We start from the raw sequence: 21,900 nt of genomic DNA, 5'->3' as shown, positions 1-21,900 counted from the left end.
CGGTGGGAAGGGATCGGCGCCTAGCGCGGCGCCGGCCGCACCTCGACGCTGTCGTCGTGCAGGGCGGCGACGCTGGCGCGGTGGGCGACGCTGACGATGGCGCTGTCGGGCAGGCGCTCGAACAGCAGCGCGTACAGTTCGCGCTCGGCGTCCTCGTCGAGCGCGCTGGTGACCTCGTCGAGGAACACGAAATCGGGGCGCTGCAGCAACACGCGCACGAACGCCAGCCGCTGCTGCTCGCCGCCGGAGAGCCGCTGCTGCCAGCGCGCGCGCTGGTGCAGGCAGCCGCCCAGCTGCGGCAGGCCGCAGGCGCGCAGCGCCTCCAGGCAGCGCGCATCGTCGAAGTCCTCGGCCCGGCCGGGGTAGCACAGCGCGGCCTTCAGGCTGCCTTCGGGCACGTAGCTGCGCTGCGGCACGAACAGGCTCGCGCCGTCCGGCAGGCCGATGCGTCCCTGGCCGAACGGCCACAGCCCGGCCAGCGCGCGCAGCACGCTGCTCTTGCCGGCGCCGGACCGCCCGCGCAGCAGCCAGCGTTGGCCGCGCTCGATCCGCAGCGGCGGCAGCTGCGCCAGCAAGCCGCCGTCGGGCGCCCACAACTGCAGGGTGCCGGTGCTCAGCACCGGCCCGCCGGCGGCTGCATGGACGATCCGTGCTTGCTCGCCGCTGTGCTCGGCGCGCGCCATCGCCGCGGCCAGCGCGCCCAGGCGGTTGCCGGCCGCGCGCCACTGGGTGAAGATCTCGTAGGCGGTGACGAAGAACATCAGGCTGGAGCGCACCGAGTTGTAGGCGCCGGCGCTGCGGGTGACGCCGCCAAGGCTGATCGCCCCGGACAGGTAACGCGGCATCGCCAGCAGGGTCGGGATCACCACGTTGGTCTCCGCGAACAGGTCGCGGCCGAACAGGAACTTGGCGGTGCGCCACTGCAGCGCGCGCCAGTTGCCGTGCACCGCGCGCCAGCGCCGGCCCAACCGCTCGCGCTCGACCCGCTGGCCGTGATAGAAGGCGATCTGCTCGGCGTATTCGCGCAGTTGCATGCCGAGATGGCGGAAATCGGCCTCGACCTGCTTCTTGCGCATGTTCAGGCCGATCAGCGGCCACCCCAGCCAATGGGTGATCGCCAGCTCGACCAGCACTATCAGCACCGCGGCGATCAACATGTAGCCAGGGATCGCCACCGTGATCCCGCCCAGCGGGACCTGCAGCACCCCCGACAGCCCCCACAGCACGATCGAGAAGGTGACGATGTTGACGCTGGCGACGATGCAGTTCAGCGCCAGGTCCAGGGTCTTGGTGGTGAATTCGTCGATGTCCTCGGCGATGCGCTGGTCGGCGTTGTCCAGCGTGCCCGCTCGCTCGATCTCGTAGAACACCTTGCCACGGGTCCAGCGGTCCAGGTAGGAGGCGGTCAGCCAGCTGCGCCAGTCGAAGGCCAGCCACTGTCGCAGCAGGCGTCCACCGTTGCTCATCGCCACGCTCAGCATCGCCGCCAGCAGGGTCTCCAGAAACACCGGCTTGAGCGCCTGCCAGTCGCGCAGCAGCAGGGCGTCGGTGAGCTGGCCGGCCAGCCGGTTCAGCCACAGCGCCACCGATACCTGGGTGAAGGCGATCGCCAGCACCGCCCCTGCCAGGGTCAGCGCCAGCCAGCGCCGCTCCGAGCCCCAGTATGGGCAGATCAGCCGCCAGAATCCCACCTGCCCGGCAGCGCCGGCCGAACCCTGTTTCATCGATCGCTCTCGCTGGCGGCCGCCACGCCCAGGCGATCAGCCCGCCTCACAGGACGTTCCACTGCCAGGTGGCCATGAACGTGCGCCCGTCGAGCACCGGGATATAGGTTTCGGTGGTCGCCGCGCCGTACAGCAGGCGGTCGAACACGTTCTTCACTCCCAGCGTCAGCCGCCAGCGGTCCTGCCGGTAGTAGACGCGGGTGTCGACCGAGGCGCCGCCCGGCAGGCGATAGCTGTTGCTGTTCGTGCCGGGGCTGTCGCTGCGAGCGGTCACGCCCAGGCCCAGGCCCCAGCGCGCGAGCACGCCGTCCTGGAAATCGTAGGTGCTCCACAGGCTGGCCGAGTTGCGCGGCTTGCCGGGGAAATACCGGGCCGGGTTGCTGGGGTTGTCGGTCTTGGAGTAGGTGTAGTTGAAGATCGTGTTCCAGCCCGGCGCCAGCCGGCCCTGCAGGTCCAGTTCGAAGCCCTTGGTGACCTGCGAGGGCACGAAGGTGTAGCAACGCAGGGCGATGTTGTACTCGGCGGCGTTCTTGTCCTTGATCTCGAACCCGGCGGTGGTGATCCCGAGGCGACCGTCGGCCAGGTCGAACTTGGCGCCGATCTCGCGGTTCTCGCTGCTGCGCGGCTTCGGCGCGCCGCCGTCGCAGGCATTGCCGAAACTCGGCGAGAACCCCTGGGTATAGCTGGCATAGACCGAAGCCCAGGGCGCCAGCCGCTGCACCAGGCCGACCCCCGGCAGGGTCTTGTCGGAGGTCTGCTTGGCGCTGACCGCCGCATTGGCGTTACCGGCGATCGTGGTGCTGGAGGGGCCTTCTTCGTAGCGGCTGCGGCGCACGCTGAGCAGCAGCGTGGTGTCTTTCCAGCCGATCAGGTCCTGTGCATAGACACCGAACTGCTTGTAGCCGATCCGGTAGATGTCGCTCGGCACGGCGCGTGAGGCCATCGCCGGGAAGTCGTCGGCGCTGGCGGTATACAGGCTCACCGGCGCCATGCCGCCCTGGTAGGCGTCGATCTGCTGGGTCCCCTGGTAATGGCTGAGGCCGGTGGACAGGGTGTGCTGCAGCAGCCCGGTCGCGAACTCGCTGCGCAGGTAGTGGTCGCCGCTGGTGCTGTTGAAATCGGTGAGGTTGCTGAGCGGCGAGTACAGCGCCAGCGCGGCGGCCGGGCTGAGCACCACCAGCGGGGACTGCAAGTGCAGATCGACCGTGCCGAGCGCGCGCTCGGCGCTGCTGACCAAGGTGAAATGCTCGCCGATACGCTGCTCGAAGCTGTAGAACAGACGCCGGTTCTTGGTGTCGATGCCGTCGTTGGCGCGGCCAAGGCGGCGGCCCGGCAGCGGCTGGATGCGACCGTCCCAGGCGAAACCGTAGCGATTGGCTGGATTGCGCTGCTTGTCGTAGGACGCACCGACCAGCAGGTCGGTGTTCTCGTCCTTCCAGCGGATCTGCGGCATGACGAAGCGGTCGCGACGGCCGTCGTAGTCGCCCTCCGAACCGCCGGCCCCGGTCCAGGCGCCGATCACCCGGGCACTGAGCCGGTCATCCTTGTTCAGCGCCCCGCCGACGTCGGCGGCGACGGTGCGATCGTTGTGGCTGCCGTACTGCAGGCTGACTTGGCCGGCGGTCTCGGCCTGCGGCTTCTTGGTGACGATGTTGACTGCGCCGCCGAGCGTTCGCGCACCGATCAGGATCGCCTGCGGCCCCTTCAGCACCTCGATCCGCTCGACCCCGTAGACGCTGGTGCTGGTGCCGTCGGGATCGTTGATGCCGTTGCTCATCACGTTGGTGGACAAATTGTTGTAGGTATCGCCGTAGCCGCGCACGCTGAAGCTCGGCGTGCCCTGCAGGTTCTGCTGCACGACCACGCCGCTGGCGTTGGCCAACGCCTCGGTGATCGAGGTCGCCTGCTGGGTTTCCAACACCTTGCTGGTGATCACCGTCACCGCGGCGGGGGTATCCATCAGGCTGTTGCCGCTGCGCGAGGTGGTATCGGAGCGGTCGGCCTTGAACTCGGTCTCGGCCTGGTCGCGCCTGGCCACGGCCCGCACCGCATCGAGCCACGGAACGAAGACCACCAGTTCCCCGCCGGCGGCGCTGCGCATGCTGAGCCCGCTCTGCGAGATCGCACGCTGCACCGCCTCCACCGCCGCCAGCCGGCCCTGCAGCGTCGGCGCCTGCCGGCCGCGCACGTCCGCGTCGTCGAAGCGCACGGCCCGGCCGCTGACCCGCGCGATCTCGCGCAATGCGCTGCTTAGCGGACCTGCCGGCAGCGCATAGTCGCCGGCCGCCTCGGCCCCGGGCACGGCGTCGGACTGGGAGTGCACCGGCAGCGCCGTCGCCAGGCACAGCGCCGCGCACAGCAATGAGACCGGGACGGCGAAACGATGGCTGGGCAGGCTGGGCATTGCGCTTCTCCTGGACGAAGTCGTGAATGGGAGCGGCGCTGCCGCTGCTCCGGGCGATGACACCGGGACATTCCGCTTTCACTGCGGCATTGCCGCTTTCCCCGCCAGACAGTGAAGGGACTGGAGGACCGACTATAGCCACGCCGTCGCGCTGGAGCCGCAACACATCGCCGCCTTTTTGGCAAAACTGTTATAAACGTCTGACACCAACAATTCGGCGGCAGCGAGCAAATCCGGGCGTGACAAGCGCCTCGTCATTCCCTTGCGTTATGGACACATTCTCGACCGACATCGATGCCGACGCCGTCCAGGCCGGGTCGGCCGCCGCCGGCGCGACCCGGGTCGACCGGATCGCGCAAGCGTTGATCGAATGCATCCGCGGCGGCCAGTTGCCGGTGGGCAGCCGCCTGCCGTCGGTACGCGCACTGGCGCGGCAGGCCGGGGTCAGCATCCAGACCGCGCTGCGCGCCTACGACAAGCTGGTGGCGCGCGGCTATCTAGAAGCGCGCCGCGGTTCCGGCTTCTACGTCCGCTACCGGCGACCGCCGGCGCCGAGCCCATCCTGGCTCCAGCCCGGCACCACCGAACAAGACTGGCGCGGGCTGCTCTATCCCGAAGTGCCCTACGAGCGCCGCATCGGCTGCGGCACGCTGCCGGAGGCGTGGCTGGACAGGCCGGCGCTGGCCTCGGCGATCCGCGCCATCGGCGCCGGGTCGATCCCGGCCCTGGCCGGCTACGCCGACGTGCGCGGCTACCTGCCGCTGCGCCAGCAACTGCAGCTGAAGCTGCGCGAATACGGCGTCGAGGCCGACCCGGGCCAGATCGTGAGCTGCGCCGGCGCGGTGGACGCGCTGCACCTGTTCATCTGGTCGCACCTGCACCCGGGCAGCTGGGTGCTGGTCGAGGATCCGGCGCCGTCGGTGCACCTGCAGCGACTGCTCGCCAACGGCTTGGAATTCGCGTGGATCCCGCGCCACGCCGACGGCCCGGACATCGATGCGCTGCGCGAAGCCTGCGTGCGCCATCGCCCCAAGGCGTTCTTCTGCAGCTCGCTGGTGCACAACCCCACCGGCGACAGCCTGTCGCCGAGCAAGGCGTTCCAGTTGCTGCAACTGGCCGAGGAATTCGACCTGACGGTGGTCGACGACTGCGCCTACGCCGACCTGCTGCCGTCCTCGACCCTGGCCCGGCAGCTGCCGCTGGCGGCGCTGGACCAGTTGCGTCGGGTGGTGCATGTCGGCAGTTTCTCCAAGACGCTGGGCGCCGGCCTGCGCGCCGGGTTCCTGGCCGCCCGCCCCGAGTGCGCCGATCGCATCGCGCTGTTCAAGTCGGCCGGCGCGATCAGCAACCCGGTGATCGGCGAACGGCTGGTCCACCACCTGCTGTCCCAAGGCAAGTACCGCCATCATTGCGAGCGCCTGCAATCGCGCCTGTACGACAAGCGCCAGCGCCTGCTGGTGCAGCTGGCCGAACGCGGCTTCGTTCCGGAGCGGGCCAGCGCCGGCATGTACCTGTGGCTATCGCTGGGCGCGGGCGTGGACGCGCGCAGCATCGCCGAGGCCCTGGACAGGCGCGGCCACATCGCCGCGCCGGCGCGGGGTTTCTTCAGCCATTCGCCCCGCTACGCGTCCTACATGCGCATCAACGTCGCCGTCGCCTGCGACAACCCCGTGCTGGATCTGCTGGCGGAGGAGGTCGCCAGCGCGCGCAGGTCCGGCGCGCGGCCGCGGCGCTGAGGGTCAACGATCGCCGGCCTCGAGCGCGGCCGCCGGCAGTGCCGGCAATGCGCCAGCGGCCAGCGCCGCGGCCAGCGCCGCGTCGTTCTCCTCCATCGGGATGCCGTACTGCAGGTACCAGTCGCGGTTGTAGTAGCTGTGCGCGTAGCGCTCGCCGCTGTCGCACAGGATGGTGACGATGGAGCCGCCGCGGCCCCGCTCGCGCATCTGCGTCGCCGCGTGCAGCACGCCGACGAAGTTGGTGCCCGTGGAGCCGCCCACGCGCCGGCCCAGGCGCGCGCTGACGTAGCGCATCGCCGCCAAGGCCAGCGCGTCGGGCACCTTGACCATCGCATCGACGCAGCTGGGGATGAAACTCGACTCCATCCGCGGCCGGCCGATGCCCTCGATGCGCGAGCCGCCGGTGCTGGCCAGCGCGGCATGGTCGCGCCCGGCCAGCGCCTGGCGGTAGCCGTCGAAGAACACCGACACTTCCGGGTCCGCGCACAGGATGCGGGTGGCGTGGCGGCGGTAGCGCACGTAGCGGCCGAGCGTGGCGGCGGTACCGCCGGTGCCGGGGCTGCACACGATCCATTCCGGCACCGGATGCGGTTCCTCCTGCATCTGCCGGAAGATCGACTCGGCGATGTTGTTGTTGGCGCGCCAGTCGGTGGCGCGCTCGGCATACAGGAACTGGTCCATGAAGTGGCCGCCGGTCTCGCGCGCCAGCTGCACCGCGTCGGCGTGCAGGTCGCAGGCGCGCTCGACCAGGTGGCAGCGCCCGCCCTGGAACTCGATCGCGGCGATCTTCTCCGGCGAGGTCGTGGCCGGCATCACCGCGATGAACGGCAGCCCCAGCAGGCGTGCGAAGTAAGCTTCCGACACCGCGGTGGAGCCGCTGGATGCCTCGATCACCGGCCGCCCCTCGCACAGCCAGCCGTCGGCCAGCGCGTACAGGAACAGCGAGCGCGCCAGACGGTGCTTGAGGCTGCCGGTGGGGTGGCTGGACTCGTCCTTGAAATACAGGTCGATGCCGGGGAAACCGGGCAGCTCCAGCGGGATCAGGTGGGTGTCGGCCGAGCGGTTGAAATCGGCTTCGATCTTCTGGATGGCATTGGCCACCCAATCGCGAGGGGTCATGGCGGTGCGCTGGCCGGAAAAATCTTGCCCACGATACACGCCCGCCGGGTCGCGTGGCCGCACCGGGACGGCGACGCGCGGCGACGTTCGCCTGCCGGGGGGCGGCGGCCGGGCGCGCGTCGAGCGCCCGCCGCGCGCGCGGGCGCTCAACGCGGGGCGACGCCGAAGCCGGCGTCGGCGATGGCGCGCTCGATCGCCGCCGCGTCGGTCCGGGTGTCGTCATAGTCGACGCCGACGCGCCCGCCGTCCAGCACGATCTGCGCCGCGGCGACCCCGGCGCTGGCTTCCAGCACCCGTTGCAGCCGCACCGAGCAGCCGCCGCAGGTCATGCCCTGGACCGTCAGTTCGATATGGCCCATTGCAGTGTCCTCGTTGGAACATCGTCGCCGCCGGCGCTGCGCTCAGCGCGGCCGCCAGCGGTTCAGCAGCAGGGAATTGCCCAGCACCGAGACCGAGCTCAGCGCCATCGCCGCACCGGCGAGCACCGGGTTGAGCAGGCCGAACGCCGCCAGCGGGATGCCGAGCACGTTGTAGACGAAGGCGAAGAACAGGTTCTGGCGGATCTTGCGCAAGGTCGCGGCGGACAGGTCGATGGCGGTGGCCACGCCGCCCAGGTCGCCATGCACCAGCACCACGTCGGCCGCTTCCACCGCGATGTCCGAACCGGCGCCGATGGCGAAGCTGACGTCGGCGGCGGCCAGCGCCGGCGCGTCGTTGATGCCGTCGCCAACCATGCCGACATGCGCGCCGCGCTCGGCCTGCAGGCGCCGCACCTGCTCGGCCTTGTGCTGCGGCAGCACCTCGGCCTGCACGCGCTCGATGCCGACCCGCGCGGCGACGGCCTGGGCGACATGGCGGTTGTCGCCGGTCAGCATCGCTACTGCGATGCCGCGCGCCCGCAGCCGCGCCACGGCCGCGGCGGCGTTCGCGCGCAGCGGATCGGCGATGGCGATATAGCCGGCGAGCCGGCCATCCAGGGCAACGCCGACCACGCTCTGGCCCTGCGCCTGCGCCTCGTCCGCACGCTGCAGCAGCAGCGCGTCCAGCAGCGGCGGCGCGACCAGTTCGCGCATCCACGCCAGCGACCCCAGCGCCACCTCGCGGGCGCCCACGCGGCCGCGCACGCCCTTGCCGGGCATCGTCTCGACCGTCTCCGGCAGCGCGACCGGCGCCGGCGCGCGCACGCCGTCGGCGCCGGCGCGGCGCACGATCGCCTGCGCCAGCGGGTGCGCGGAACCGGCTTCCAGCGCCGCGGCCAGGCGCAGCAACGCGCCGGCATCGCCGCCGTGCGCCACGTCCACCGCGGTCACCTGCGGCCGGCCCTCGGTCAGGGTGCCGGTCTTGTCCACCACCAGCGTGGTCAGCGCGCGGGCGCGTTCGAGCACCTCGGCGTTGCGGATCAGGATGCCGGCGCGGGCGCCCACGCCGGTGCCGACCATGATCGCGGCCGGCGTGGCCAAGCCCAGCGCGCACGGGCAGGCGATCACCAGCACCGCCACCGCATGCACCAGCGCGGTGGCGACGCTGCCGCTCAGCAGCCAGGTCGCGGCCAGGGCGAGCGCGGCGATGGCGATCACCGCCGGCACGAACACCGCGGCGATGCGATCGACCAGATGCTGGATCGGCGCCTTGGACCCCTGCGCCGCATCGACCATGCGGATGATCTGCGCCAGCAACGTGTCGGCGCCGACCCCGGTGGCGCGCGCGCGCAACAGGCCGAACTGGTTCACGGTGGCGGCGAACAGGCGGCTGCCCGGCTCCTTGGCCACCGGCATCGCCTCGCCCGACAGCATCGCCTCGTCCACGCTGGAGCGGCCGTCGAGCACCTCGCCGTCCACCGGCACACGCTCGCCGGCGGCGACCACGAACACCTCGCCGACCAGCAGCTCGGCGGCATCGATTTCCACGATGGCGCCGGCGCGCTCCACTCTGGCGGTCTTCGGCTTGAGGTCGAGCAGCGCGCGGATCGCCGACGAGGTCCTGCGCCGGGCGCGCGCCTCGAGCAGGCGCCCGAGCAGGATCAAGGTGATGATCGACGCGCTGGCCTCGAAGTACACATGCTGCCCGGCCAAGCCGAACACGGTGACCGCGGCGCTGTACAGGTAGGCCATGCTGGTGCCGAGCGCGACCAGCACGTCCATGTTGGCGCGGCCGTTGCGCAAGGCGACGAAACCGGCGCGGTAGAAGCGCGCGCCGAGCCAGCACTGCACCGGCGTGGCCAGCAGCAGTTGCAGCCAGCGCGGTAGCGGCTCGGCGTGCTGGCCACCGCGCGCATGCTCCATGCTGGAGAAATCCAGCATGCCGACCATCTGCACGAACAGCGGCAAGGTCAGCAGCGCCGCGGCGGCGAAGCGGCCCAGCTCCCACCGCCAGGCGCGGCGCTCGGCGTGGTCGCGCGCTGCCAGCTGCATCTGGTCCATCTCGCGCAGGACGCTGGCGCCGAAGCCCGCCCTGCCGATCCGCGCGACGATGTCGGCCGGCTCGACCATGCCCGGCACGTACTCCACGCGCGCCCTGGCCGCGGCCAGGTTGACGCTGCCGGCGATCACCCCGGGCGTCTTCGCCAGCACCGCTTCGATCGCGGCGGCGCAGGATGCGCAGCTCATGCCGCTGAGTTCCAGTGTCAGCGCCTGCGTCGGCACCGTGTACCCGGCCTGGTCGATGCGCTGCAACAGCGTCTGCGCATTCACCTGCTGCGGGTCGTAGTCCAGGCGCACGCGCGCGGCGGCGACGTTGGCCTGCGCGCTGACCCCGGGCAGCCGGTTGAGCGCCTGCTCCAGGCCGACGCCGCAGGACGCGCAACGCATGCCGTGCACCGGCAGGCTCAACGTGCTGGGGGTGGAGGCTGCCGCGTTCACGGCGCTGGCGCGGCGGCGCGGCGGATATCGCCGAGGATCGGGCAGCCCTCGGGTTCGCCGCTGCCCGGGCATTCCTCCACCAGCACGGCCAGCGCATCGCGCATCTCGGTCAGCTGCGCGATGCGCCGGTCCAGTTCGTGCAGGCGCTTGCTGGCGCGCTGCTCGATGCCCTCCACGCCATGCAGGCGGTCGTTCCGCAGCGTGAGCAGGTCGCCGATCTCCTCCAGCGAAAATCCCGGCTCCTTGGCGCAGCGGATGATGGGCACAGAGTCCATTTCAACCCAACCCATTGATCTAACTGGATTTCATATAGGGCGGGGGACCAAAACTAACGATACCTCAAGGGATACATAATGTGGCGTCTCACAAAAAATATCAATTAAGTTTAGCAGCCGCCCGTGCGACGCGGGTGATGCTGGAATCAGCACTCTTGCGCCAGACAAAAGGCTTCGGATTCTCGTTGTGGCGGTCGATGTAGTCTTTAGATGGCCTGCTCCAAATCGTTGACGCGGGTGTGGGCGCCACGCTTGATCCACTGCTCACTGAGCTGACTGAAAAAGCGTTCGACCAGGTTGAGCCATGAGGCCGAGGTCGGAGTGAAGCGGACGTGGCAGCGGGGATGGGCCGCCAACCAGGCACGGACCTTCTCCGTCTTGTGCGTACCTTAGTTGTCCATGATCGAACTGATCAGCCCTGACCTTCAGCCACCCGTCGCAGGATCTGCGCCGCCCTGAGTTGATGCTGCCGTCATCTGAAGACAATGAGGTGGGGTGATGAGCATCGATGCGGTGCAGTTCCAAGCGGGATTGTCGATGTCCGAGTTTTTCGCGTCCTACGGCGCCGAGGCCAAGTGCTACCGCGCTCTGTACAAATGGCGGTGGCCGCAGGGATTTCGCTGTCCCTGCTGTGCCGGGCGGGCGCGGTCGCGTTGCAAGCGTGGTGCTGCGATCTACGACCAATGCAGCGCGTGCCGGCATCGGACCCGTCTGATGGCAGGCACGCTGTTTGCCGGCGCCCAACTTGCCGCTGCGCGCCTGGATGCTGGCCTTGCCCCTGTGGACCTGGACCAAAACCAATCTGGCCGCGCTGGAGCTGATGCGTCATCTGGCGGTCAACGACAAGACGGCCTGGCGGATGAAGCACAAGATCATGCAGGCCATGGCCGAGCGCGAAGCCACGCGGAAACTGTCTGGTGTTGTGCAGATCGACGATGCCTGTCTGGGCGGCGAGCGTCACGGCGGTCAGGCCGGGCGCGGATCGCAGAACGAACAATCGTTCCTGATTGCGGTGTAGACCGATGCCACCTTCACGGCGCCGAGTCGTGTGGCGATCGCGCCGGTGCGCAACTTCGACAATGCCTCGCTCACGGACTGGACTGCGCGCCGCCTGGCGCCCGAATGCGAGGTCCATACCGAGGGGCTGGCCTGCTTCCGCCGCCTGGAGGATGCCGGCCACGCGCACACCACGCCGGACGCCGGCAGAGGGCGTGCTGCAACCGAAGCGGCTGGCGCCCGCTGGGTCAATGGGGTGCCTGGCAACCTCAAACGCGCCATCCGCCGCGTGTCTCACGCCGTCGCACAAGGCAAATACGCAAGGCGGGTATCTGGCCGAAGCCGCCTACCGCTTCAATCGCAGATTCCAGTTGCGCGAGCTGCTGCTGCGACTTGCCAACGCCATGATGCGGTGCATGCCTTGTCCGCAGCCGGTTCTGCGTGCGCCTAGCAATTCCCACAACTGAGAGTCAGGGCTAATCCGGAAAGACTTTGAACAGGCTCTGAGCGGGGGGAGGGTTCACCCCTGCCAACGGATTGCTGGCCAGAGGGCCTGCGCACACCGGCGACACCAAGAACCCCGGCACTTGTCGGCGGCGATCACTCCAGTATTCTCTGCGCATCCCCTCGCCCCTTTCGTCTTCCGTGCCGATCTTCGCCCTGCCGACCCGCCTGCTGTTGTGCCTGAGCCTAGTGCTCAATGGCGCCGGCACGGCGGTGGCGATGCCGGGCATGGCCGCGACGCCGGCCGGCGCGGATCACGCCACGCAGCGCCACGCCGCCAGCCAGGCGCATGTCGCCTCTGCCGCCGGCGCAGCGACGCCCTGTCACCCACAGGCGGCCGTACCGCCACCTGCCGACCATGGCGATGGCCATTGCCCCAAGCAGGCCGGCAAGCACGGTTGCTGCGGCGCCACCGGCTGCCAGTGCCCGCATGCACAGCCGCTACCGGCGCCGATCGCGCTGCCGCTGGCGCTGCCGGTCGTCGCGCAGCGCCCGTTCCCCAGCCGGCGCCAGGACGGCCGCGGCGCGCCCGGCCTGCCGCGGCTCGAGCGACCTCCCAGCGCCTGATCGCGACGCCGCCGCCCGCGGGCGGCGCCACTGCGGCCGCGCCCCTGCGCGCCGCCGCTCCCTGCGCGCACCGCCCCAGGCGGTCGCGCATCGCATCGTATCGAGGCTCGCTCATGAAACCACCTTCCTCCGGCCTGCCGGCCCTGCCGTCGCGGCGCCGTTTCGTCACCGGCTTGGCGCTGGGCGCCGCCGCCGGCCTCGGCGGCCTGTCGCTGCGCCCGGCCCAGGCCGCCGCACTGGCGCGCGACGGCGCCGTACCCGACCAGCTGCACGGCAGCGATTTCGACCTGAGCATCGGCAGCGCCCGGGTCAACTTCACCGGGCGCGAGCGTCCGGCCATCACCGTCAACGGCAGCGTGCCCGCGCCGATCCTGCGCTGGCGCGAGGGCGACAGCGTCGAAGTGCGCGTGGCCAACCGCCTGCCCGGACGCACACCGACCTCGGTGCACTGGCACGGCATCCTGCTGCCGGCCAACATGGACGGCGTGCCCGGCATGAGCTTCGACGGGATCTATCCCGGCGAAAGCTACCGCTACCGTTTCACCCTGCGCCAGTCCGGCACCTACTGGTACCACAGCCACTCGCTGCACCAGGAACAGGCCGGCCTGTACGGCGCCATCGTGATCGATCCGCTGCAGCCGCCGCCCTACCGCTACGACCGCGAACACGTGCTGCTGCTGTCGGACTGGACCGACCTGGACCCGGCGGCGCTGTTCCGGCGGCTGAAGAAGATGCCGTCCTACGACAACACCTACCAGCGCACGGTCGGCGATTTCCTGCGCGACGCGCGCGAGGACGGATTGCGCGCCACCCTCGCCGACCGCGGCATGTGGGGACGCATGCGGATGACGCCCAGCGACCTGTCCGACGTCAACGCCAACACCTACACCTACCTGCTCAACGGGGTCGCGCCCGGCGGCAACTGGACCGGCGTGTTCCGTCGCGGCGAAACGCTGCTGCTGCGTCTGATCAATGCCTCCAGCATGACCTACTTCGACCTGCGCATCCCCGGGCTGAAGATGACCGTGGTCGCCGCCGACGGCCAGTACGTGCACCCGGTGAGCGTGGACGAACTGCGCATCGCCGCGGCCGAGACCTACGACGTGCTGGTCGAACCCGGCGGCCAGGACGCCTACACCGTGTTCGCCCAAGACATGGGCCGCACCGGCTACGCGCGCGGCACCCTGGCCGTGCGCCAGGGGCTGCAGGCGCCGGTGCCGGCCAACGATCCGCGCCCGCTGCTGCGCATGCAGGACATGGGCCACGCCATGGGCGGGCACGCCGGTATGGACCACGGCGGCGGCGCGATGAAGGGCATGGAAGGCGGCTGCGGCGCCGGCATGGGCATGGCCGGCATGGACCACGCGGCGATGGACCACGGCGCGCATGCCGATGCCGATGCCGATGCCGATGCCGGCGCTGGCGCTGGCGCTGGCGCTGCGCCCACGCATGCGCGCAGCGAACGCGGCAATCCGCTGGTGGACATGCAATCCTGCGCCACCGCGCCGAAGCTGGACGATCCCGGCATCGGCCTGCGCGGTAATGGCCGCCGGGTGCTGACCTATGCCGACCTGCACAGCCTGTTCGACGACCCAGACGGGCGCGAACCCGGGCGCGAGATCGAGTTGCACCTGACCGGCAACATGGAGAAGTTCGCCTGGTCCTTCGACGGCGTCCCGTTCGCCAGCGCCGAGCCGCTGCGGCTCAACTACGGCGAGCGCCTGCGCATCGTGCTGGTCAACGACACGATGATGCAGCACCCGATCCACCTGCACGGCATGTGGAGCGACGTGGAGGATGCCGCCGGCCGGTTCCAGCTGCGCAAGCACACCGTGGACATGCCGCCGGGCACGCGCCGCAGCTACCGCGTGCGCGCCGACGCGCTGGGTCGCTGGGCCTACCACTGCCACCTGCTGTACCACATGGACGGCGGCATGATGCGCGAAGTGCGGGTGGACGCATGAACGCCGCGCTGCTCTCCACGCTCGCGCAGGCCGTCGGCCTGGCGCTGCTGCTCGCCCACGGCGCCGCACGTGCGCAGCATGTGCATGCGTCTGCCGATGCCGGCATCGCCGTACCTGCATCTGCATCTGGACCTGCGCCTGCAGCATGCGTGTGTCCGCCTGCCGACGATGGGATACGTATGCATATCCCGCTATCGCCACCTGCCGTCGCCGGCGGCGATGACGCAGCGATGGATCATGGCGCACACGTCGACACTGTTCCGGCCGCTGCGACGGCGAGCGACGGCGGCATGCAGCACATGTCCATGGACCACGCAGCGCACGGCGACCACGCCATGCCGAACCATGCAGACATACAGCACAGGGGCATGCACCCCGCCACGATGGAGCACCGCACGCCAACCGCAGCGCAGGCCGATGGCGCCATGCCGGACCACGCCGGGATGCATCACCCCGCTGCAGCATCGCCAGTTGCAACGCCATCGAGCGCGGCATGCACCTGCAAGGTCGCGCCCTCCTCCGCGCTACCGCGCGAGCCGATCCCGCCGCTCGCCGACGCCGATCGCGCCGCCGCGTTCCCGACGCGGCGCGCGCACACGATACCGCATGGTCCGTCGCGCAACGGCTACCTGCTGTTCGATCGCCTGGAAGGCTGGGACGCCGACCATGGCAGCGGCCAGGCCTGGGAAGCCAGCGCCTGGTACGGCGGCGACATCGACCGGCTGTGGCTGCGCAGCGAAGGCGAGCGCAGCGGCGGCCGCACCGAGGCCGCCGACCTAGAAGCGCTGTACGGCCACGCGGTGTCGCCCTGGTGGGACCTGCTGGTCGGGGTGAAGCAGGACGTCGCCCCCGGCGCCGCGCGCACCTCGGCCGCGTTCGGCGTGCAGGGCATGGCGCCGTACAAGTTCAAGGTCGCCGCCACGCTGTACGTCGGCGAAGGCGGCAGCGCCAGCGCGCGCCTGCAGGGCGAGTACGACGTGTTGCTGAGCAACCGCTGGATCCTGCAGCCGCGGCTGGAAGCGGATGTCGCGTTCGCGGACGACCGTGCGCGCGACATCGGCAGCGGCCTGTCCACGCTCGAGGCCGGCCTGCGCCTGCGCTACGAGATCAGCCGCCGCTTCGCGCCGTACCTGGGCGTGGTGCACGAGCGCGCATTCGGCAGCACGGCCGACTATCGGCGCCACGCGGGAGACGCCGCACGCGACACGCGCGTGGTGGCGGGCGTGCGGGTCTGGTTCTAGCGGCCATTCCCTGTAGGAGCGGCTTCAGCCGCGACAGGCCTTACTGACGGATCCTGTCGCGGCTGAAGCCGCTCCTACAACACCGTGCCCACTGTATTGGCGTCGATTGCAGCATGTGACATCGCGGCGACCCACGAGCACTTCGTCGTGGGGGTTCTCGCCGCTCAAGCGCGCAGCGAACCATCCTCCCCGACCCGCCAACCGCGCGGCGGACGCAGCGCGCCCAGCGTGCGCACCAGTTCCTGGTAGCTGCGCGCCAGCTGGGCGAACAGCCCGGCGTCGCTGGCGCGGGTTTCGGCGACCTCGTAGTAGGCGCCGCGGCCCAGGTCGATGAAATAGTCTACGCTGACCCGGCGCCGCTCGGCCACGCCGGGAAACAGCCCGGCGATCAGCAGGCAGCCATCGCCGACCTCGCGCAGCGCGTCGGCGCGGGCGCGCCCGACCTGCTCCTGCGCATGCAGCCAGGCCAGCGCCTGGGTGCGCGCCAGCAGGTGACCGTCGCCCTGGTAGCGCAGCAGCACGAATACCAGATAGCTCTCGCGCGATGCGTCCAGCGGCCGGCCCAGCCACTGGCCTGCCTCGTGCACCAGCGCCTGCCACAGTTCGGCCGGCGCCCCCTGTCTGAAAGACTCGTACATGCGTCCTCCTGCGTGGTGGGAACCCTCGCCAGGAGCTTATGCATAACCTGGGCCACTGCGTTGGCAACCGCGGGCGAGGGCTGCCAATCGCACGCTCGGTGCCGCCGCGGCGTCGTTCGGCCGCCATGCCTGCACAGGTTCCCCAAGCGGCGCGGCCGCGATCCCTCGTGCGCGTTGCAACCGCACCCACCGACCTCGCGGACAGCGCGCACGCCGGCGCGGCACAGCCCGCAACCGCGCGCCGCCTTGCGAACGCCGGCGGCGGCCATGTGCCGGCGGTTCGTGGCGGCTCAGCGCCTGCGGCGCTTCGGCGAGGCGCCAACCAACGGCGCAGCGCCCTGCCGCGATGCAAGCCCACCGAGGATCAGATCGATCCCGGCGATGAAATCCATTGGGTCGTCCTGCGTACGCAACGGGCCGGCCAGGCTGCGCACGAACGGATACGCCTCCGGGTCGAGCCCGGACCAGGCGGTCGCCACTGCGTCCAGGAACTCGGACCTGGCGATGCCCTGGGTCCGCGCCAACTGCGTATTGGCCGCATTCTGGCCGCCGACGCCGAGGATGTAGCTCAGCAACGCGGACACAGCCGGCCACTGTTCCGCATCCGGCACGCCAAGCGCGCGCACCTGCTGGCCGATGCGTTCGACGACGCGCACGATCGGTAATTGCCCGGGCGCGCGGGTGAGCGCCGATCCGATCCATGGATGCGCATCGATCGCGTCGAACATGCCCAGCGCCAGCGCGCGTATCGCCGCCTCCGGCGTCGCGCCGGCGAATGGCGCCTGCAAGGTGCGCGCGACGATCGCATCGCAGGCGGCGGTCAGCAGGTCGCGCTTGTCGGCGATATGCCAGTAGAGGGCGCCGGGGCCGGTGGCGAGCCGTTCGGACAGCGCGCGGAAGGTCAGTCCCGCTTCGCCGCTGTCGTCCAGCAACGCGATTGCCGCCTCCACGATCTGCTCCCGGGTCAGCGATTCCTCGCGTCGTTGGGTACTGCGCGTCTTCTTGACCATGCCGCATCTTGACACGAATGGAACAACATTCCAATATTGTGGAACGCCGTTCCACTGCTTTGCGCCCACCATGCCCGGCGCGCTCCCCTCCCAGGAAAAACCCAGATGCACACTGCCATCGCGATCATCGGCGCCGGGCTCGGCGGGCTCATGCTCGCACGCGTCCTGCACGTGCACGGCATCGCCGCGACGATCCACGAAGCCGAGGCCTCGGCGGACGCCCGCCCGCAGGGCGGCCTGCTCGACATCCACACCTACAACGGCCAGCGCGCGCTCAAGGCCGCGGGCCTGTACGACGCGTTCCTCGAACGCGTCCTTCCCGGCGCCGATGCCAAGCGGGTCGTCGACCGGCACGGCACCCTCCTGGTCGACCGGCCCGACATGGGCCACGGCGACCGGCCCGAGGTGGATCGCGGCAGCCTGCGCCGGCTCCTGATCGACGCGCTTCCCGAAGGCACGATCCGCTGGGGACGCAAGCTCGCCGCGGCATCCGCGCTCGGCGACGGACAGCACCTGCTGCGCTTCGCCGACGGCGCGACGGCGACCGCCGATCTGCTGGTGGGTGCGGACGGCGCCTGGTCGAGAGTGCGTCCGCTGCTGTCCGACGCGGTGCCCGCCTATGCCGGCACGTCCCTCATCGAGACCTGCCTGTTCGATGGCGATACCCGGCACCCCGCCAGCGCGCAGACGGTCGGCGGCGGCACGATGATGGCGATCGCGCCGGGCAAAGGCATCCTCGCGCACCGCCATGCCGATGGCACCCTGCAGACCTACGTGGCGCTGTCCAGGTCGGAGGACTGGTTCGCCCGCATCGACTTCGCCGACCCGGCGACGGCGCTGGCCCGCGTCGCCGCGGAATTCGCCGGCTGGGCGCCGGCATTGACGGCGCTCGGCACCGACGGCGATACCGCTCCAGTGCTTCGCCCCATCCACGCGCTGCCGGTCGGGCACCGCTGGGAGCCCAGGCCCGGGGTGACCCTGCTCGGCGATGCGGCGCAACTGATGTCGCCGTTCGCCGGCGAAGGCGCCAACCTGGCGCTCTACGACGCTGCCGAACTCGGCAAGGCCCTTGTCGCCCATCCCGGCGATGTCGAGGCCGCGCTCGCCGCCTACGAAAAGGACCTCTTCTCCCGCAGCGCGCCCTTTGCCGAGGAATCAGCGCGGAACCTGGCGATGTTCTTCGACGACGACGCGCCTCGAAGCCTGGTCCGACTTCTTCGACAGCGTTGCCGAGTAGCGGGTCGGTTACGCCGGCATTCGGCCGCGCTGGTGCGGCCGTGCCCGCATTGGCGACGGATCGCGCCGCGCAGCCCTGCTGTGGCCGGCCATGCGGCAGTACGCAGGCCAGCCGAACGCCCCGCGCCCGCGCCTACTCCACCGTCACCGACTTGGCCAGGTTGCGTGGCTTGTCCACGTCGGTGCCGCGCGCCAGCGCGGTGTGGTAGGCGAGCAGCTGAACGGGGATGGTGTGCACCACCGGACTCAGCAGGCCGACGTGGCGGGGCGTGCGGATCACGTGCACGCCTTCGGATTCGCTGAAATGGCTGTCCTGGTCGGCGAACACGAACAGCTCGCCGCCGCGCGCACGCACTTCCTGCATGTTGGACTTCACCTTCTCCAGCAGCGCGTCGTTGGGCGCGATCACCACCACCGGCATGTTGGCGTCGACCAGCGCCAGCGGGCCGTGCTTGAGTTCGCCGGCCGGGTAGCCCTCGGCATGGATGTAGGTGATTTCCTTGAGCTTGAGCGCGCCTTCCAACGCGATCGGATAGTGCAGGCCACGGCCCAGGAACAGTGCGTTGTGCTTGTCGGCGAAGCGCTCGGCCCACACCGCGATCTGCGGCTCCAGGTTCAGCGCGTGCTGCACGCTGCCCGGCAGGTAGCGCAATTGCTCCAGGCACTGCGCTTGCTGCGCCTCGCCGAGCCGCCCGCGCAGCCTGGCCAACACGCAGGTGAGCTGGAACAGCGCCGCCAGTTGCGTGGTGAAGGCCTTGGTCGAGGCCACGCCGATCTCGGCGCCAGCGCGCGTGTACAGCACCAGCGCGCTGGCGCGTGGGATCGCGCTCTCGGGCACGTTGCAGATCGACAGGGTCCTGGCGTGGCCCAGCGACTTGGCGTATTTCAGCGCCTCCATCGTGTCCAGCGTCTCGCCCGACTGGGAGATGGTCACGATCAGTTGCCGCGGGTTGGCGTGCGCGGCGCGGTACCGGTATTCGCTGGCGATCTCCACGCTGCACGGCAGGCCGGCGATCGACTCGATCCAGTAGCGCGCGGTCAGCCCGGCGTAGTAGCTGGTGCCGCAGGCGAGGATCTGCACGCCGTCGAGGTCGGCCAGCAGCGCGTCGGCGTTGCGGCCGAACAGCGCGCTGTCGAACCCGCCGGCGTCGAACAGCGCTTCCAGCGTGTCGGCCAGCGCGCGCGGCTGCTCGTGGATCTCCTTCTGCATGAAGTGACGGTACGCACCCAGTTCCAGCGAGGCCAGCGACACCTCCGACAGGTGCACCTCGCGCTGCACCGGCCGGTCGCCGGCGTCGTACACCTGCACCCCGCTCCGGCTCAGCTCGGCGGTGTCGCCTTCTTCCAGGAAGATCACCCGGCACGTGGCCTGGAGCACCGCCGACACGTCGGAGGCGATGAAGTGCTCGCCCTCGCCCAGGCCGATCAGCAGCGGGCAGCCCATGCGCGCGCAGACCAGCACGTCCGGGCGCGATTTGCTGACCGCGGCCAGCGCGTAGGCGCCGGTCAGTTCCTTGACCGCGGCCTGCAGCGCCGCCAGCAGCGACAGGCCCTGCACGGCGTGGTGGTGGATCAGGTGCGCGATGACCTCGGTGTCGGTCTGCGACTCGAACACGTAGCCCAGCGCGCGCAGGCGCGCGCGCTGCTGCTCGTGGTTCTCGATGATGCCGTTGTGCACCAGCGCCAGGTCGCCATGGCTGACGTGCGGATGCGCATTGGCTTCGGTGACGCCGCCATGGGTGGCCCAGCGCGTGTGGCCGATGCCCAGCGTGGCATGCAGGTCCTCGGCCAGCGCGGCACTCTCCATCTCCGCCACGCGCCCGGTGCGACGGACCCGGCGCACGCCGTCGCCGGCCACCACCGCGATGCCGGAAGAATCGTAGCCGCGATACTCCAGACGCTTCAGGCCCTGGATCAGCACCGGCACCACGTCCCGCTCCGCTATCGCACCCACGATCCCGCACATAGCCGCACCCTGCACCGAAAGATCGCCATTCTAGCTTTGTCCGCTGCATATCCTGCAGGACGTGCCGGCGCGACTTGGACGCGCCATGGCATGCCCTGGCAGCGCCGCCCGGGGGGTGGGGACCGGCACCGGGCATCCGCGCATGGGCGACCGGGGAGCGCCGGACCCGGCGCAACGCACGCTCCAGACGCCGATCGCGGCAGCGCGTCCTATCCCGGTCGTCCGGGCCGGCAGCGGGCACGGTGTCCGCGAACGTGTCCGCGGACACGCGGACAACCGCCCGTCGCAACGAAACCTTTCTTTTTCCAATCACTTGGGATTGGCACGCGGCGTGCTTTGGATTCGTTCATTCTCCACTGCGCCGACCCGACCGATGATCCGCGACACGTCCGCCCAGGACCAGGTTCTCGCCCACCCCCGCGCCGCCGCGTGGCGCCGCTGGTTCTGGCCCGCGCTGATCGCGCTGGCGGTGCTGCTCGGCATCGCCTTCGCCGCGCGCGGCTGGATCGCCGGCAGCCGCTCGTTCGACGCGCAGCGCGTGCGCATCGCCACGGTCGGCCGCGGCGACCTGGTCCGCGACATCTCCGCCGACGGGCGCCTGATCGCCGCCAACAGCCCTACCCTGTACGCGATCTCCGGCGGCACCGTGCGCCTGAAGGTGGTCGCCGGCGACGTGGTCAAGCAGGGCCAGGAACTGGCCGAGATCGACAGCCCCGAACTGCGCAGCAAGCTCGCCCAGGAAGAGGCCACGCTGGCCGGCCTGGAGGCCGAGGCCGGCCGCGCCGACCTGGACGCGGTGCTGGCGCGCGCCAACGCCAGCAAGCTGGTCGACCAGGCGCAGATCGAGCGGCAGGCCGCCAGCCGCGATCTAGAGCGCTACCAGCGCGGCTACGACGGCGGCGCGGTGCCGGCGGTGGAACTGGCCAAGGCGCAGGACTCGCTGAAGAAGGCCGACATCGCGATGCGCCACGCACAGAAGGACTCCGGCCTGCAGACCCGGGGCGCCGGCCTGGACGCGCGCAACAAGCGCCTGCTCGCCGATCGTCAGCGCGCGGTGGTGACCGAGGTCAAGCGCCAGGTGGACCTGCTCACGCTGCGCGCGCCGTTCGACGGCCAGGTCGGCCAGGTGCAGGTGTCGCAGCACACCAACCTCGCCGCCAACGCGCCGGTGCTGAGCGTGGTCGACCTGTCCAAGTTCGAGCTGGAGATCAAGGTGCCGGAGAGCTTCGCCCGCGACCTGGCGATCGGCATGCCGGCGCAGCTGACCAGCGGCGCCGGTGAACCCTTCGCCGGCGCGATCTCGGCGGTGTCGCCGGAAGTGGTCAACGGCGAGGTCAACGCACGCATCCGCTTCACCGACAGACAGCCGCCCGGCCTGCGCCAGAGCCAGCGCATGAGCGCGCGGGTGCTGCTGGATACGCGGCGCAACGTGCTCAAGCTCGAGCGCGGCCCGTTCGTCGAACAGTCCGGCGGCCGCTACGCCTACGTGATGGACGGCAACGCGGCGATCCGTCGCCCGGTGGAGCTGGGCGTCACCAGCCTTGGCGAAGTCGAGGTACGTTCGGGCCTGCAGCCGGGCGACCGCGTCGTGGTCTCCGGCAGCGACCTGTTCGGCGAGGCGCCGCAGGTGACGGTGCACTAGGAGCCGGGACTGGGAACTGG

14 protein-coding genes and 3 pseudogenes are annotated in these 21,900 nt (G+C 70.5%); 7 read left to right on the top strand and 10 right to left on the bottom strand.

Features of this window, described 5'->3' with window-relative positions; all coding sequences use genetic code 11:
* Positions 1-20 precede the first annotated feature (20 nt).
* Together G4Q83_RS02905 and G4Q83_RS02900 are read right to left on the bottom strand one after the other, a co-directional pair.
* A complete protein-coding gene (locus G4Q83_RS02905; RefSeq protein WP_128421179.1) occupies positions 21-1,724 on the bottom strand; it encodes an ABC transporter ATP-binding protein/permease in 1,704 nt (567 codons plus the stop codon).
* 46 nt (positions 1,725-1,770) lie between these two features.
* The gene (locus G4Q83_RS02900; RefSeq protein ID WP_128421178.1) at positions 1,771-4,128 is read right to left on the bottom strand and encodes a TonB-dependent siderophore receptor; all 2,358 of its coding nucleotides are present in this window, start codon (positions 4,126-4,128) and stop codon (positions 1,771-1,773) included.
* Positions 4,129-4,397: 269 nt separating this feature from the next.
* Here G4Q83_RS02900 and G4Q83_RS02895 point away from each other — a divergent pair, with 269 nt between their 5' ends.
* Positions 4,398-5,864, top strand: a complete 1,467-nt coding sequence (locus G4Q83_RS02895) for an aminotransferase-like domain-containing protein (RefSeq protein ID WP_158255056.1) — start codon at positions 4,398-4,400, stop codon at positions 5,862-5,864.
* Between the two features lie 3 nt (positions 5,865-5,867).
* Here G4Q83_RS02895 and G4Q83_RS02890 read toward each other — a convergent pair whose 3' ends face one another.
* From G4Q83_RS02890 to G4Q83_RS22885, 5 genes and pseudogenes are all read right to left on the bottom strand, one after another.
* Positions 5,868-6,983 carry a PLP-dependent cysteine synthase family protein gene (locus G4Q83_RS02890; RefSeq protein ID WP_128421176.1) on the bottom strand — a complete coding sequence of 372 codons (1,116 nt, stop codon included), beginning with the start codon at positions 6,981-6,983 and terminating at the stop codon, positions 5,868-5,870.
* Positions 6,984-7,129: 146 nt separating this feature from the next.
* Complete coding sequence (locus G4Q83_RS02885) at positions 7,130-7,342, bottom strand: heavy-metal-associated domain-containing protein (protein WP_170069193.1); 213 nt, start codon at positions 7,340-7,342, stop codon at positions 7,130-7,132.
* A gap of 42 nt (positions 7,343-7,384) precedes the next feature.
* Positions 7,385-9,790 (bottom strand): heavy metal translocating P-type ATPase, encoded by a 2,406-nt coding sequence (locus G4Q83_RS02880; RefSeq protein ID WP_185817405.1) that lies wholly within the window; start codon positions 9,788-9,790, stop codon positions 7,385-7,387.
* 47 nt (positions 9,791-9,837) lie between these two features.
* The gene (locus G4Q83_RS02875; RefSeq protein ID WP_246432254.1) at positions 9,838-10,116 is read right to left on the bottom strand and encodes a MerR family DNA-binding protein; all 279 of its coding nucleotides are present in this window, start codon (positions 10,114-10,116) and stop codon (positions 9,838-9,840) included.
* A 100-nt stretch (positions 10,117-10,216) separates the two neighbouring features.
* Positions 10,217-10,502 (bottom strand): annotated as a pseudogene (locus G4Q83_RS22885) (transposase); the annotation flags it as partial.
* A 112-nt stretch (positions 10,503-10,614) separates the two neighbouring features.
* On the opposite strand from G4Q83_RS22885, the pseudogene G4Q83_RS02865 reads away from it, so the two are divergent.
* The 4 genes and pseudogenes from G4Q83_RS02865 (at position 10,615) to G4Q83_RS02850 (ending at position 15,388) form a co-directional block, all read left to right on the top strand.
* Positions 10,615-11,579: pseudogene (locus G4Q83_RS02865) on the top strand (IS1595 family transposase).
* Between the two features lie 178 nt (positions 11,580-11,757).
* Entirely contained in the window at positions 11,758-12,183 is a 426-nt protein-coding gene (locus tag G4Q83_RS02860) for a CopL family metal-binding regulatory protein (protein WP_128420659.1), read from the top strand.
* Positions 12,184-12,296: 113 nt separating this feature from the next.
* Positions 12,297-14,147 (top strand): copper resistance system multicopper oxidase, encoded by a 1,851-nt coding sequence (locus tag G4Q83_RS02855; protein ID WP_128420660.1) that lies wholly within the window; start codon positions 12,297-12,299, stop codon positions 14,145-14,147.
* A 230-nt stretch (positions 14,148-14,377) separates the two neighbouring features.
* Positions 14,378-15,388 carry a copper resistance protein B gene (locus G4Q83_RS02850; RefSeq protein WP_185817332.1) on the top strand — a complete coding sequence of 337 codons (1,011 nt, stop codon included), beginning with the start codon at positions 14,378-14,380 and terminating at the stop codon, positions 15,386-15,388.
* Between the two features lie 164 nt (positions 15,389-15,552).
* Here the strand turns inward: G4Q83_RS02850 and G4Q83_RS02845 are convergent, their stop codons facing one another.
* Positions 15,553-16,026, bottom strand: coding sequence for a hypothetical protein (locus tag G4Q83_RS02845; RefSeq protein WP_128420662.1), 474 nt, complete (start codon positions 16,024-16,026; stop codon positions 15,553-15,555).
* Positions 16,027-16,316: 290 nt separating this feature from the next.
* A complete protein-coding gene (locus G4Q83_RS02840) occupies positions 16,317-17,036 on the bottom strand; it encodes a TetR/AcrR family transcriptional regulator (protein WP_128420663.1) in 720 nt (239 codons plus the stop codon).
* A 105-nt stretch (positions 17,037-17,141) separates the two neighbouring features.
* Here G4Q83_RS02840 and G4Q83_RS02835 point away from each other — a divergent pair.
* Positions 17,142-18,092 (top strand): annotated as a pseudogene (locus G4Q83_RS02835) (FAD-dependent oxidoreductase); the annotation flags it as partial.
* Positions 18,093-18,405: 313 nt separating this feature from the next.
* Here the strand turns inward: G4Q83_RS02835 and glmS are convergent.
* On the bottom strand, positions 18,406-20,238 hold the full coding sequence (gene glmS / locus G4Q83_RS02830) for a glutamine--fructose-6-phosphate transaminase (isomerizing) (RefSeq protein WP_128420664.1): 1,833 nt from the start codon (positions 20,236-20,238) through the stop codon (positions 18,406-18,408).
* A 373-nt stretch (positions 20,239-20,611) separates the two neighbouring features.
* On the opposite strand from glmS, the gene G4Q83_RS02825 reads away from it, so the two are divergent.
* Positions 20,612-21,880, top strand: a complete 1,269-nt coding sequence (locus tag G4Q83_RS02825; protein ID WP_128420665.1) for an efflux RND transporter periplasmic adaptor subunit — start codon at positions 20,612-20,614, stop codon at positions 21,878-21,880.
* Positions 21,881-21,900 lie beyond the last annotated feature (20 nt).

It is taken from the genome of Xanthomonas theicola (assembly GCF_014236795.1).
Taxonomy (GTDB): Bacteria; Pseudomonadota; Gammaproteobacteria; order Xanthomonadales; family Xanthomonadaceae; genus Xanthomonas_A; species Xanthomonas_A theicola.
Note: the sequence above shows the minus strand (reverse complement) of the source record. Positions and strands in the feature narration are given on the sequence as shown.

Excerpts from the sequence above, each read along its gene's own strand:
- G4Q83_RS02895 (WP_158255056.1), top strand. The coding sequence starts at position 4,398 with ATGGACACATTCTCGACCGACATCGATGCCGACGCCGTCCAGGCCGGG.
- G4Q83_RS02825 (WP_128420665.1), top strand. The coding sequence starts at position 20,612 with ATGATCCGCGACACGTCCGCCCAGGACCAGGTTCTCGCCCACCCCCGC.
- G4Q83_RS02900 (WP_128421178.1), bottom strand. The coding sequence starts at position 4,128 with ATGCCCAGCCTGCCCAGCCATCGTTTCGCCGTCCCGGTCTCATTGCTG.
- G4Q83_RS02850 (WP_185817332.1), top strand. The coding sequence starts at position 14,378 with ATGGATCATGGCGCACACGTCGACACTGTTCCGGCCGCTGCGACGGCG.
- G4Q83_RS02905 (WP_128421179.1), bottom strand. The coding sequence starts at position 1,724 with ATGAAACAGGGTTCGGCCGGCGCTGCCGGGCAGGTGGGATTCTGGCGG.
- G4Q83_RS02855 (WP_128420660.1), top strand. The coding sequence starts at position 12,297 with ATGAAACCACCTTCCTCCGGCCTGCCGGCCCTGCCGTCGCGGCGCCGT.
- G4Q83_RS02890 (WP_128421176.1), bottom strand. The coding sequence starts at position 6,983 with ATGACCCCTCGCGATTGGGTGGCCAATGCCATCCAGAAGATCGAAGCC.
- G4Q83_RS02880 (WP_185817405.1), bottom strand. The coding sequence starts at position 9,790 with ATGCGTTGCGCGTCCTGCGGCGTCGGCCTGGAGCAGGCGCTCAACCGG.
- glmS (WP_128420664.1), bottom strand. The coding sequence starts at position 20,238 with ATGTGCGGGATCGTGGGTGCGATAGCGGAGCGGGACGTGGTGCCGGTG.
- G4Q83_RS02845 (WP_128420662.1), bottom strand. The coding sequence starts at position 16,026 with ATGTACGAGTCTTTCAGACAGGGGGCGCCGGCCGAACTGTGGCAGGCG.
- G4Q83_RS02875 (WP_246432254.1), bottom strand. The coding sequence starts at position 10,116 with ATGGACTCTGTGCCCATCATCCGCTGCGCCAAGGAGCCGGGATTTTCG.
- G4Q83_RS02885 (WP_170069193.1), bottom strand. The coding sequence starts at position 7,342 with ATGGGCCATATCGAACTGACGGTCCAGGGCATGACCTGCGGCGGCTGC.
- G4Q83_RS02840 (WP_128420663.1), bottom strand. The coding sequence starts at position 17,036 with ATGGTCAAGAAGACGCGCAGTACCCAACGACGCGAGGAATCGCTGACC.